The organism is Mixta intestinalis, from assembly GCF_009914055.1.
Taxonomy (GTDB): domain Bacteria; phylum Pseudomonadota; class Gammaproteobacteria; order Enterobacterales; family Enterobacteriaceae; genus Mixta; species Mixta intestinalis.
The window spans coordinates 3,932,760-3,945,046 of sequence record NZ_CP028271.1 but is presented as its reverse complement, the minus strand read 5'-3'; the positions used below and the strand labels follow the sequence as shown (position 1 = coordinate 3,945,046).

Here is a 12,287-nt window from a genome sequence, read left to right as displayed (position 1 = left end):
CCTCTTTACTGCTTGAGTTTCGGGTCGAGCGCATCACGCAAACCATCGCCCATCAGGTTAAACGCCAGTACCGTCAACAGGATCACTACGCCTGGGAAGGTGACCACCCACCAGGCGCTTTGCGCATATTGCAGCACGTCGGAGAGCATGGTGCCCCACTCCGGCGTCGGCGGCTGCGCGCCCATACCGAGAAAGCCCAGCGCGGCCATATCCAGGATTGCGTTGGAGAAACCAAGCGACGCCTGCACAATCAGCGGCGCGAGACAGTTAGGCAGAATATTGACAAACATCTGACGCAGCGCGCCTGCACCCGCCACGCTGGAAGCGGTGACGTAATCGCGGTTAACCTCCACCAGCACCGCCGCACGTGTCAGACGGATGTAGTGCGGCAATGCCACGAAGGTCAAGGCCAGCGAGGCGTTGACGATCGATGGTCCAAAAATCGCTACCAGCACCAGCGCCAGCAGCAGGCTCGGCAGCGCCAGCATAATATCGACCAGGCGCATAATGGTGGCATCCAGCGCACCGCCAACGTAGCCCGCCAGCAGCCCTAAAATCACGCCGAGAATCAGCGACAGTAACACCACCATGCAGCCCACCAGCAGCGACAGCCGCGCGCCATACATCAGGCGCGACAGCACATCGCGGCCCACGTCATCGGTGCCAAGGATATATTGCCAGCTACCGCCCTCCTGCCAGACCGGCGGGCGCAGCAAGGCATCGCGGAACTGTTCCGCCGGACCGTGCGGTGCCAGCAGGCTGGCGAAGATCGCGATCAGCACCATGATGATGATATAAACCAGCCCGGTTACCGCGCCCTTGTTGCGTTTAAAGTAGTGCCAGAATTCCTGTAACGGGGTCATCGGCTTGGGTGCAGCATTTACGCTGCCAGAATCAACCACAGACATGTCGCGGCCCCCTATTTTTTATGTCGAATGCGCGGATTCACCACGCCGTAGAGCAGATCAACCAGCAGGTTAACCAGGATGATGAGCGTCGCCACCATCAGCACGCCGCCCTGCACCACCGGATAATCGCGCCGCTGTAAAGCTTCAATCAGCCAGCGCCCCAGTCCAGGCCACGAGAAGATGGTTTCGGTGAGGATCGCCCCGGCCAGCAGCGTACCGATTTGCAGGCCGATCACGGTGACCACCGGCAGCATGGCGTTGCGCAGCGCGTGAACCACTATAACGCGCATCCGCGTCAGCCCTTTGGCGCGCGCGGTGCGGATATAATCCTCACCCAGCACTTCCAGCATCGAAGAGCGCGTCATACGCACAATCACCGCCAGCGGAATGGTGCCCAGCACAATCGCAGGCAGGATCATATGCATTACCGCATCCTTAAAATCGCCCGCTTCGCCCCAGATTAAGGTATCGATCAGCACAAAGCCGGTCAGCGGTTGCGTATCATCAAGGAAGACCGCGTCACCCAGACGCCCGGAAACCGGCGTCAGGTTAAGCTGTACCGAAACCAGCATGATCAGCATGATGCCCCACCAGAAGATGGGCATGGAGTAGCCAGTCAGCGAGATGCCTACCGCGGTATGGTCGAAAATCGAGCCGCGTTTTACCGCCGCCAGCACGCCAACCGGGATGCCGACGATCATCGCAAACAGCATGGCGCAGATGCCCAGTTCCAGCGTGGCTTTAAAACGCGGGACAAACTCATCCCATACCGGCGTGCGGCTTTTCAGCGAGATGCCGAGATCGCCATGCAGAACGCCATTAATGTAGGTGAAGTACTGTTTCCACATCGGCTGATCCAGACCAAGCTGGGCCATCAGCTGCGCGTGGCGTTCCGGGGAGATCCCGCGTTCGCCCGCCATGATCAGCACCGGATCGCCTGGGATCAGATGCACAAAGGCAAAGGTTAAAAGGGTAATACCGATAAACGTTGGGATAACCAAGCCCAAACGTCGGAATATGAACTGCAGCATAATCCGGTTTCTCTGTTTTTATCCCGCCACACTGGGCGAGTTTTGCTCACATGCCTGCGTTAGCGTGAAGCTAACCGCGACGCGGTGTATTGCGCCTTAGCCATTTTTTCGTCCGGGAAAGGGGATGAAGCCACTTCAGCCCACAGCTATCGCCGTCGGGCCACCGCTGCCCATAATGAATATGGACAGCGGCGGCTCAGGGTTATATCAGGCCAGGCGAAGCTGGCCTCGTTGATTATTCAGCGATATCGACGTTAGCGAAGAAATGACCGCCCAACGGATCCACCACGTAGTTAGAGACTTTCTTACTGACCGGCTCATATACCGTGGAGTGGGCGATAATCAGCGCGGGTGCCTGATCATGCATCACTACCTGAGCCTGCTTGTAAAGTTCGATACGTTTCTGGTGGTCTTCGGTGGCGCGTGCTGGCTGGATCAGATTCTCAAACGATTTATCGCACCAGCGCGAGTAGTTGGAGCCATCTTTCGCCGCAGCGCAGCTGAACAGCGTGCCGAAGAAGTTATCCGGATCCCCGTTGTCGCCGGTCCAGCCCATCATCACCGTCTGATGCTCGCCATCTTTGGCGCGCTTGAGATATTCGCCCCACTCGTAAGTGACGATTTTTGCCTTCACGCCGATTTTCGCCCAGTCAGCCTGAATCATCTCCGCCATGCGGCGGGCGTTCGGGTTGTAAGGACGCTGTACCGGCATCGCCCAGAGATCGATGGAGAACCCATCGGCCATACCTGCCTCTTTCAGCAGCGCTTTGGCTTTTTCAGGATCGTAAGCGTAATCCTGCACCGCATCGTTATAGCCCCACATGGTCGGCGGAATCAGGTTTTTCGCCTGCTGGCCCGCGCCCTGATAGACGGCGTCGATAATCGCCTTTTTGTTCACCGCCATGGTCAGCGCCTGGCGTACTTTGACGTTATCCAGCGGTTTTTTCTCGACGTTGTAGGAGAGATAGCCGACGTTCAGCCCAGGCTGCTCCATCAAATTGATGTTTTTATCCTGCTTCATGCGGGCGATATCCGCCGGGTTCGGATAGGGCATAACCTGGCATTCGCCTTTTTGCAGCTTGGCGTAACGCACTGACGCATCAGGCGTAATAGAGAAGACCAGCCGATCGATTTTCGGTCTGGTGCCCCAGTAATCGGCGTTAGCTTTATAAAGGATGCGTGAATCTTTTTGATATTGCAGCAGCTGGAACGGGCCGGTACCCACCGGGTTGAGGTCAACTTTTTCCGGCGTACCCGCTTTCAGCATCTTGTCAGCATATTCTGCGGACAGGATAGAGGCGAAATCCATCCCCAAATCGGCAAGGAACGGCGCTTCCGGGCGCGTCAGAGTAAAACGCACGGTGTAATCGTCCACTTTCTCGACTTTCGCCAGCAGGTTTGGCATGTCCATGCCTTCGAAGTATTCGTAATTACCGCCGGAAACGCCGTGGTATTTGTTGTTTTTATCGAGCTGGCGCTCAAAAGTGAATACCACGTCATCGGCATTAAAGTCGCGGGTAGGTTTGAAATCTTTGGTGGTGTGCCACTTCACCCCTTTACGCAGATGGAAAGTATAGGTTTTGCCATCTTCACTGACGTCCCACTTCTCAGCCAGCGCCGGATGCAGCTCGGTGGTGCCGATAGTGAACTCCACCAGACGGTTATAAATCTGGCGCGAACTGGCGTCATAAGTGGTGCCCGAGGTAAACAGCTGCGGGTTAAAACCTTCCGGCGATCCTTCTGAACAGTAAACCAGAGTTTTAGCCTGAACGCTGGCGGCCACGGTCATTGCAATCAGGCTCAGGCCAACCTTTAGCACCCCTGATTTAACCAAGGAAATACTCATGCTTATGCTCCAATGTGATGTGTGTTTGCGCGTATGCCCGACCTGTGTTTTTTTTGTGCGGCCGGTGCGAATGCCCGAAGGCGTCTGGAGTGAAGTGGTGGCATTGATGGCTCTGACAGCGCGAAATCTATCAGAAGAATCCGCTTCCCTTACCCCGGTGAAACATCAATTTGTCAACAGATCGCAAAGACGTCAATACAGATGTCAGGTATTTACACAGAGTGTGAGAAACAGCAAGCAAACATAAAAAAAACCTTCCACTAACAAATCCAGATGAAAAATTCATTGTTTTACGGATTAACCGCATAAAGATCGGGTGAAAAGCGCACAGCACAGTGCGTTCAGCGGCAAAAAAACCTTTAAATTTTATCGTTGGATGCTGAATAACTGAACGATTGAACGTCCGTTTCGGCGGGAAAACAGCAAAAAATGCTGCCGCTTTGTACTTTACCCTGGCGCAACCGGGCCAATGGACGGCAATAGGGATGTGCTACGAAATAAGAAGAGAATGCAGGCAAAATGCGGTCTGTGCTGTAGCAACTGTGAATAATAACGGTTAACCGTCTTTAACACGGCGAGCACGCTAAAAGCAGAGGTTATGACCGCACAAAAAGCGATAACGTTTGGCTATGTCAGAGCAAAGAGGAATACCAGGGAAAAGGTGAAGTGAGGAGAAATAGCCAGTGCAGAAAAGCAAAAACCCCAGTCATTACTGACTGGGGCCTGGGATTTGGTCGGCGAGAGAGGATTTGAACCTCCGACCCACACGTCCCGAACGTGTTGCGCTACCAGGCTGCGCTACTCGCCGATGGGGGCGCATCTTACTCAGGTCGCTGCCGGGCGTCAATGACTTTTTCACGCCATACGCATTAACCGGACGAAAAGCATTCACGCCGACGGCGCGCCGGAACTGGCGTTAGCTTTTTCCCATCGCGCTGGCATCGGGTGCCTGACACCAGTTATTCGCCGCCTTGATGCCGCCATTTGGCGAACTGTAGCCAAGACAACCGAGGATGGTATCGAACAGTTCAACATGGCGATGGGTTTTCCCTACGCGCTGCTGTGCCTGTAAACGCTCAAACGCCTGACGGTTATTATTATCCGCCAGCCAGCCATCGGAAGCCCAGACGATCATCGGCACACGGAACTGTTCCGGCGGTGCCATATCACGCGGCGTGCCGTGCAGGTGCATGTTATCGCTGATCGATTCCCCGTGATCCGCCGCATAGAACACTATCGCCTTTTTATCACGTAGCCGATCGTAGACGCTGTCCAGCACGCTGTCGGTGTAAAGCACGGAGTTATCGAAGGCGTTAATCAACTGCGCTTTGCTGCACTTCTCATCTACGCCCATACATTCCGGGGTATAGCGTGCATAGCTGCGTGGATAGCGCTGGGAATAAAGATAGTGCGAACCTTTGGTATGCAGCACCACCAGATGTTTACCGTTCGGATGGCGATCGAGCGATGCCTGGAGTTCCGGGATCAGCAGCATATCATCAACCGGCTTGCCATGATTGCGCTGCTCAGAGCCAATCTGCTCACGGAAGGCAAAGTTATCCGCATGGCTGTTGTCGTAAAACCAGACTTCGCTCTGCATGGCAAACAGCTCAGAGCTAAAGCCAAGCGATTTCAATACGGAGAAGATGTTCTCTTCCTTCAGCGTACGTCCTGGGTTATCCATAGTGCCGCCTTCGCGCACAAACATGCAGCGCAGCGAAAGCTTGGTGGCGGTATCGCAGGATTCGCCGCGGAACGCGACAAGGTTCTTTTCATGAGACAACTTCGGCGTCGTGTCACGCTGGTAGCCCAGCAGCCCCATATGATCCCAGCGGGTGGTTTCGCCAATCACGAACACCACATAGGTATCGTCAATGCCCGGCGGCGCTACGTAGGTAAACTGTTTCGCCGGATCGAGCAGCTCCTCACCGTCTACCGCCTCATCAATACGCGTCCAGGTAAACAGCCCCAGCGCCGACAGCCAGTTAGAGGGCAGATAAGAGTGCGCCACGACGCCGCCGTAGCTCGGCAGATCGATATTAGTGATTTCTTCATTGGCTTTTTGCAGCTTATCGAAATAGCGAATCGGCAGCCAAACTAGCGCCACCGCCAACAGCATAATACCCATCGGTTTCAGACGCTGGCCCGGTGTTTTTAGCTGCTCAATCAGCGTCAGACGCAGGCGATTACGCCAGATCATCAACAGCGGCAAGGCGCTGAGCAGCACCATCCACAGCGCGAACTGGTAGCCCACCACTTCTTTAGAGAGATCAATATCGGTGGTCATCACCGAAGCGACGATGCCGTAGCCAATCACCACGTTGAAAAACGCCATATAGTAGGCGGCGGCGACCGAAATCAGTACCAGCAGCGTGGCAAGGATGCGGTATACCAGCCTGCCACCCAGCGATAGCAAACGCATCAGAAAGAAGGTGAGCAGAACAATCGCCATCACTTCCGCCGCCGCAGAGAGCCAGTTGGTGAAAGTGGATTTACTGAGAAAAGGATCGAACCGACGGTAAAAAATAGGTAAGTTCAGCAAGATGCCGATATAGAGCGACAGCAAAAGAGAAAGCTTTTGCTGGGTAAGCGATTTAATGTAATTCATTCAACCTTCTTTGATTCCCGGCGCAACAAGTGTTTCACAAACGATAATCAGACCGCTTGGCTGCGCCAGAGTTCTTGCAGGGAAACGCAATATTCTCACGGCATGGTGAACCAGAGGATTCTGAACGGAAAAAGGAGCCTTTTCCGGTGAAGCGCGACCAGTTAATCACAACCAACCGCCGGGATCAGCGAAATTTCGCCATCGTGACGAGAAAATGCACAATTTGTCAGGTGATGAAAAAGACGCGGCGGACGCCTGGCATACACGTCCGCCTGAAGAATTAGCTGATGATGTTCAGGGTGACGTCAATATTGTTGCGGGTGGCGTTAGAGTAAGGGCAAACAATATGCGCAGCCTCTACCAGCTTCTGCGCCTCTGCCCGATCCATGCCCGGCAGATTGATGTTCAGCGTGGCTTCAATACCGAAACCGGTCGGTAGCGGACCGATACCCACTTCACCTTCAATGAAAGCTTCTTTTGGCATCGCAATTTTATCGCGCGCGGCAACGAACTTCATCGCCCCAAGGAAGCAGGCAGAATAACCAGCGGCAAACAGCTGTTCCGGGTTGGTCGCTTCACCACCTGCCCCGCCCATCTCTTTCGGTACGCCGAGTTTTACGTCCAGCACGCCGTCAGAAGAGGTGGCGCGGCCATCACGTCCACCCGTAACTTTAGCTTTTGCACGATAGATAACTTTTTCCAGTGACATGGTAAACCCCTTCCTGTTGTGTGTTCACGATTAAATCGCGGGCTATTTAATAAACCCGCCATTATGAATTCCGTTGTGTTAAGCCGCCTTTACCAGCGGCTGGCCTGTAAAACGTTAGCGGATAAGATTGTCGCGCAGCCGATCCAACTGTGCTTTCAGCGCCTGTAACGCATCCAGATCGCAGTCAACGGCGCAAAGTACCGATTCAGGAATGCTTAACGCTTTTTCCCGCAAGCTACGCCCCTCTGCGGTTAATGTCACCACCACCTGCCGCTCATCCAGACGTGAACGCTGGCGTGATACCAGACCTGCCGCCTCCAGGCGCTTCAGCAGCGGCGTCAGCGTGGCGGAATCGAGAAACAGCCGTTCGCCAATATCGGAAACCGTAACGTCGTCGCGCTCCCATAGCACCAGCATGACCAGATATTGTGGATAGGTGAGATCGAGCTGCGTTAACAACTGACGATAGAGCTTGTGCATCGCCAGGTTCGCCGAATAAAGGGCAAAGCAGAGCTGATTATCCAGCAGCAGCGGCGCACTTAAGGTTTTTTTATCATCTTGCGGTTTCATGCGTGACAATATAGGTAGCGCACTACATAATTGCAAGCAATATATTGTCAACGCGAAGGAGCCATCATGCAGTCACTGGAAGAACAGGCAAGACGCTACGCCACTGAGGTGCATGCCGCCGCCGGACAGCGCCGCAAATATACCGACGAGCCCTATATTGTCCATCCGGCGGCTGTCGTGGAGCTGGTACGCAGCGTGACCGACAACGAGGCAATGCTCGCCGCCGCCTGGCTGCATGATACCGTCGAGGACACCGGCACCACGCTGGACGATATCACGCACCAGTTTGGCGCAGACGTCGCGGCGCTGGTCGCGATGCTTACCGATGACAAGCAGCCGCAGGCAAAAAATCGTGCGGCGCGTAAGGTGGCACATTTTCGTCATACCGCGGAGGCTTCACCGCAGGCGCAAACCATCAAGCTGGCGGATATTATCGATAATACCCGCGCTATCGTGCAGTACGATCCTCACTTCGCCCGTATCTACCTGGTAGAAAAGCAGGTGCAGATCGCCCTGTTGCAGCGCGGGGATAGCACACTCTGGCAGCAGGCGCAGGCCACTATCGCCCAGGGTATCGCGCAGCTACGCCAGCGCCCTTATAACGTGCCGGAGGCCTGGTTTCAGCGTCAGGCGACAAAGTATGCGCTGTGAAGGGCGGCCTTAAAGAAGGGATAAAGCAGGCATTGCTTCGCTCTGGGGGTGACTATGACCAGTAAAAAACCCGCCAGATGGCGGGTTTCTTTCGCTGGCAATACAATCAGTCAAGCAGCTGGCGGCCCAGGTAAGGATTTGAATGCAGTAGCTGCATAAGCTTTTGTGCGCTGCCTGATGGGCGGGTGCGTCTCGCTTCCCAGCTTTTCACCGAAGAGACGCTCACGCCCATCACGCGGGCAAATTCATCAATTTTCATACCGGTCATTTCGCGCAGGCGCTGTGGTTCGGGTAGTGAAACCGTTTTTTCTTGGCGCGCAGTTAACGTACCACCAACATTCCGTGTTAATACAATTTGCTCAAGACTGCTGAGTAACTCAACCATGGGATCTTTTACTTCCATAGCAAACTCCTAAAACTCACTATGAACAACGTGAAAGAGAACAGAGACAAGAACCTGAGACTCAGGCTCAGAATGCCGGTTTGTTGCAAAGGTAAGCAGGTCAGGACAGTGCAACATAAATCGGAATTTAAGTATTAGACGATCGCAGGCGTTTTGCCGCCCAATTTGAGACTATTTTTCGATCTTGCTTCCGCCTTTACTTTTCTTCATTTAGCCTGGCTTTTTCTGGCCCGATTCCTGCTTCGAACCTGCCTCTCGCTCCCTGCCGCGTCACGCGTTCAGTTAATTCTCATTAATTGAACGATAGTGATATTCAGCCTAATCGCATTGATCTATGCTTTAGGCACCTCAGGGCGGCAGCTACGCCGCTTAATCAAATAGATAGTTCGTTAATTTACAGGAGTAAACGCTATGGCGACCGGAGTTTCTCGCGTCTGGATGCGTCTGTGGCTACCTTTAGCCGCACTGCTGATTGTTATGCAGCTTACCGGCTGTGGCGATAAAGAAGGTGAACAGCGCAAGGCCTTTAGTGACTTTTTACAGAATACCGTGATGCGTAGCGGCGAACATCTGCCTGCGCTCAGTGAAGATCAGAAACAACGCTTCGGCAATTACACCAACGATTACGCCATTATTTATAACTTTTCCCAGCAGGTGAATAAGGCGGTCGATCAGGGTCTGCGTCCGGTAGTGGATGAGCTTTCTGCGATTCGCGTACCCCAGGATTATCTGACCCATCGCGATACGCTGCGCCAAACCAGCGGCACGCTGAACGTGCTAGCACAGCAGATCCAGAACGCGAAAAATCAGGCGGACAGCAGCAAAGCGGCCCTGAAACAGCCCGATGACTTAAAAGCGGTTTACGATCGTATTTATGCCAAAGTGGTTACGCAGCCTGCCGCTTCGTTGATGCCGCTGATGCCAGCGCTACAGTCGCTGAGTCAGGATGTGGTGCAGGCGGGCGATTTCCTGCAGCAGCAGGGCGCGCGCGTGAGCTTTAACGATAATGGCGTACAGTTCCCCACGTCACAGCAGGCGAGCCAGTATAATACGCTGATGAGCAACGTCGCAGCGAAAGCACAGGCGCTGACGCAGGCACAAAGTGCTGTACAAGGCGGTTTCCAGTAACAATTGAGGCGTCGGGCGCTAATACCGACGCCCTCTCTGTCCTTTTTGCTCTAATCTACCGTCCCGTTCTGCCTAAACTCTATATCCCTGTACATTTTACGCCGTTCTTTTTCCATGCCAGGATAAAGTGTGATCCGACGTATTTTTGAACAAAAGTTTATTGTGATAAAAATCACATTTTTGACATAAACCCATCAGATAAAAATGTGATCTTTATCACGATTAAAAACCACTTTTTGCTGCCGAACTTAGCCAAAAGGTTTTCTTTCCGTGCTTTTCTGTGATCATAGTCACTAAAAACACCCATTCTCTCTACCTCTTATTGTGATCTTAATCACTCTGGCGGGTTCACTACGCAGCTTGCTAAACGCGTGCTAGAGTCCGCCTGCATACAGTAATCCAACGGCCCCTCGCCGTAACGTCTTAACAAAAATCACGCGCTCTCTTATTTCCCGGCGCGTAACAATAAGAGGTGTGTTTTTATGTCCTCATCAGTCAAGGTCAAAGTACAAAGCTTTGGTCGCTTTCTGAGTAACATGGTGATGCCCAATATCGGCGCGTTCATCGCCTGGGGTATCATCACCGCGCTGTTTATTCCAACCGGCTGGTTGCCTAACGAAACGCTGGCGAAACTGGTTGGGCCGATGATTTCCTATCTGCTGCCGCTGCTGATTGGTTATACCGGCGGTCGTCTGGTTGGCGGCGATCGCGGCGGCGTAGTCGGCGCGATCACCACAATGGGCGTGATCGTAGGCGCGGATATGCCGATGTTCCTCGGCTCAATGATTGCAGGCCCGCTGGGCGGCTGGGCAATCCGTTCCTTTGACCGGGTAATCGACGGCAAAATCAAAAGCGGCTTTGAGATGCTGGTTAACAACTTCTCAGCCGGTATTATCGGTATGCTGCTCGCCATTGTGGCGTTTCTCGCTATCGGCCCGCTGGTAGAAGGTCTCTCCCATATTCTCGCTACCGGCGTAAATATTATGGTGCAGCACAACCTGCTGCCGCTGACCTCTATCTTTGTTGAACCGGCGAAAATCCTGTTCCTGAATAACGCCATCAACCACGGCATCTTCTCGCCGCTCGGTATTCAGCAGGCCAGCGAAGCCGGTAAATCCCTCTTCTTCCTGATTGAAGCTAACCCTGGTCCGGGTATGGGCGTGCTGGTTGCCTATATGTTCTTTGGCCGCGGCAACGCAAAACAGTCAGCGGGTGGCGCGGCGATTATTCATTTCCTCGGCGGCATCCATGAAATCTACTTCCCGTATGTGTTGATGGCTCCGCGTCTGCTGATCGCGGTTATCCTGGGCGGCATGACCGGCGTCTTTACCCTGACGCTGCTGAACGGCGGCCTGGTTTCTCCGGCGTCTCCGGGCTCCATCCTGGCGGTGCTGGCAATGACGCCAAAAGGCGCTTACTTCGCGAATATCGCCGCTATCGTCGCTGCTTTTGTAGTCTCCTTCGTGGTTTCCGCAGTACTGCTGAAAACCAGCAAGGCGAAAGACGAAGACGATATCGAAGCGGCAACGCGCCGTATGCAGGATATGAAAGCGCAGTCTAAAGGCCAGCCGGGTTCCGCTGTGGCAAACACCGCTGCAAACGGCGATTTGAGCCACGTGCGTAAAATTATCGTCGCCTGCGATGCAGGTATGGGTTCCAGCGCCATGGGCGCAGGCGTGCTGCGTAAGAAAGTACAGGATGCCGGGCTGAGCCAGATTTCGGTTACCAATACCGCAATCAATGCGCTGCCGGGCGATGTTGACCTGGTTATTACCCACCGCGACCTGACCGAACGCGCAATGCGTCAGGCTCCGCACGCGCAGCATATCTCACTGAATAACTTCCTTGATAGCGGCCTGTACAGCGACCTGACCGCGCGTCTGGTAGAAGCGCAGCGCAGCGCCGAACATCGCGAAAAAGTTAACGCCACGCTGAGCGACAGCTATGACAGCGGCGAAAATAACCTGTTCAAACTGGGCGAAAGCAATATTTTCCTCGGTCAGCACGCTGCCAATAAAGAAGAGGCGATTCGCTTCGCCGGTGCGCAGCTGGTGAAAGGTGGCTACGTCGAACCGGAATATGTGGATGCGATGCTGGCGCGTGAAAAACTGACGCCAACCTATCTTGGCGAATCCATTGCGGTGCCGCACGGTACGGTAGAAGCAAAAGATCGCGTGCTGAAAACTGGCGTAGTGTTCTGCCAATATCCGCAGGGCGTACGCTTTGGTGAAGAAGAGGATGATATCGCGCGTCTGGTGATCGGCATCGCCGCCCGTAATAACGAGCATATCCAGGTGATTACCAGCCTGACTAATGCGCTGGATGATGACAGCGTGATTGAACGCCTGGCGAATACCACCAGCGTACAGGAAGTGTTAGATCTGCTGACCGGCAAACCGGCCTAAGCTGACCATACGTTGAGGGGCCGCTCTG

General features: G+C 54.0%; 10 protein-coding genes and 1 tRNA gene. 3 read left to right on the top strand and 8 right to left on the bottom strand.

What is annotated here, in order from left to right; all coding sequences use genetic code 11:
* Positions 1-5 precede the first annotated feature (5 nt).
* From dppC to C7M51_RS18275, 7 genes are all read right to left on the bottom strand, one after another.
* Positions 6-908 (bottom strand): dipeptide ABC transporter permease DppC, encoded by a 903-nt coding sequence (gene dppC, locus C7M51_RS18305; RefSeq protein WP_160622971.1) that lies wholly within the window; start codon positions 906-908, stop codon positions 6-8.
* Positions 909-919: 11 nt separating this feature from the next.
* Complete coding sequence (gene dppB / locus C7M51_RS18300; RefSeq protein WP_160622970.1) at positions 920-1,939, bottom strand: dipeptide ABC transporter permease DppB; 1,020 nt, start codon at positions 1,937-1,939, stop codon at positions 920-922.
* A gap of 235 nt (positions 1,940-2,174) precedes the next feature.
* A complete protein-coding gene (dppA, locus tag C7M51_RS18295; RefSeq protein WP_160622969.1) occupies positions 2,175-3,785 on the bottom strand; it encodes a dipeptide ABC transporter periplasmic-binding protein DppA in 1,611 nt (536 codons plus the stop codon).
* A gap of 731 nt (positions 3,786-4,516) precedes the next feature.
* Positions 4,517-4,593: transfer RNA gene (locus C7M51_RS18290), tRNA-Pro, on the bottom strand.
* A gap of 108 nt (positions 4,594-4,701) precedes the next feature.
* Positions 4,702-6,393 (bottom strand): kdo(2)-lipid A phosphoethanolamine 7''-transferase, encoded by a 1,692-nt coding sequence (gene eptB, locus C7M51_RS18285; protein ID WP_160622968.1) that lies wholly within the window; start codon positions 6,391-6,393, stop codon positions 4,702-4,704.
* Positions 6,394-6,673: 280 nt separating this feature from the next.
* Complete coding sequence (locus C7M51_RS18280) at positions 6,674-7,102, bottom strand: organic hydroperoxide resistance protein (RefSeq protein ID WP_160622967.1); 429 nt, start codon at positions 7,100-7,102, stop codon at positions 6,674-6,676.
* A 114-nt stretch (positions 7,103-7,216) separates the two neighbouring features.
* Entirely contained in the window at positions 7,217-7,672 is a 456-nt protein-coding gene (locus C7M51_RS18275) for a MarR family winged helix-turn-helix transcriptional regulator (RefSeq protein ID WP_160622966.1), read from the bottom strand.
* 63 nt (positions 7,673-7,735) lie between these two features.
* On the opposite strand from C7M51_RS18275, the gene C7M51_RS18270 reads away from it, so the two are divergent.
* On the top strand, positions 7,736-8,323 hold the full coding sequence (locus C7M51_RS18270) for an HD domain-containing protein (RefSeq protein WP_160623701.1): 588 nt from the start codon (positions 7,736-7,738) through the stop codon (positions 8,321-8,323).
* Positions 8,324-8,429: 106 nt separating this feature from the next.
* Here C7M51_RS18270 and C7M51_RS18265 read toward each other — a convergent pair whose 3' ends face one another.
* Entirely contained in the window at positions 8,430-8,726 is a 297-nt protein-coding gene (locus C7M51_RS18265; RefSeq protein WP_160622965.1) for an HTH-type transcriptional regulator, read from the bottom strand.
* A 411-nt stretch (positions 8,727-9,137) separates the two neighbouring features.
* Here C7M51_RS18265 and C7M51_RS18260 point away from each other — a divergent pair, with 411 nt between their 5' ends.
* Entirely contained in the window at positions 9,138-9,854 is a 717-nt protein-coding gene (locus C7M51_RS18260) for a DUF3053 domain-containing protein (RefSeq protein WP_160622964.1), read from the top strand.
* A 482-nt stretch (positions 9,855-10,336) separates the two neighbouring features.
* Positions 10,337-12,259, top strand: a complete 1,923-nt coding sequence (locus tag C7M51_RS18255; RefSeq protein ID WP_160622963.1) for a PTS mannitol transporter subunit IICBA — start codon at positions 10,337-10,339, stop codon at positions 12,257-12,259.
* Positions 12,260-12,287 lie beyond the last annotated feature (28 nt).

Bases quoted from the DNA above. Each gene is read 5' to 3' on its own strand.
- C7M51_RS18275 (WP_160622966.1), bottom strand. From the start codon at position 7,672: ATGAAACCGCAAGATGATAAAAAAACCTTAAGTGCGCCGCTGCTGCTG.
- C7M51_RS18280 (WP_160622967.1), bottom strand. From the start codon at position 7,102: ATGTCACTGGAAAAAGTTATCTATCGTGCAAAAGCTAAAGTTACGGGT.
- dppB (WP_160622970.1), bottom strand. From the start codon at position 1,939: ATGCTGCAGTTCATATTCCGACGTTTGGGCTTGGTTATCCCAACGTTT.
- dppC (WP_160622971.1), bottom strand. From the start codon at position 908: ATGTCTGTGGTTGATTCTGGCAGCGTAAATGCTGCACCCAAGCCGATG.
- eptB (WP_160622968.1), bottom strand. From the start codon at position 6,393: ATGAATTACATTAAATCGCTTACCCAGCAAAAGCTTTCTCTTTTGCTG.
- C7M51_RS18255 (WP_160622963.1), top strand. From the start codon at position 10,337: ATGTCCTCATCAGTCAAGGTCAAAGTACAAAGCTTTGGTCGCTTTCTG.
- dppA (WP_160622969.1), bottom strand. From the start codon at position 3,785: ATGAGTATTTCCTTGGTTAAATCAGGGGTGCTAAAGGTTGGCCTGAGC.
- C7M51_RS18265 (WP_160622965.1), bottom strand. From the start codon at position 8,726: ATGGAAGTAAAAGATCCCATGGTTGAGTTACTCAGCAGTCTTGAGCAA.
- C7M51_RS18260 (WP_160622964.1), top strand. From the start codon at position 9,138: ATGGCGACCGGAGTTTCTCGCGTCTGGATGCGTCTGTGGCTACCTTTA.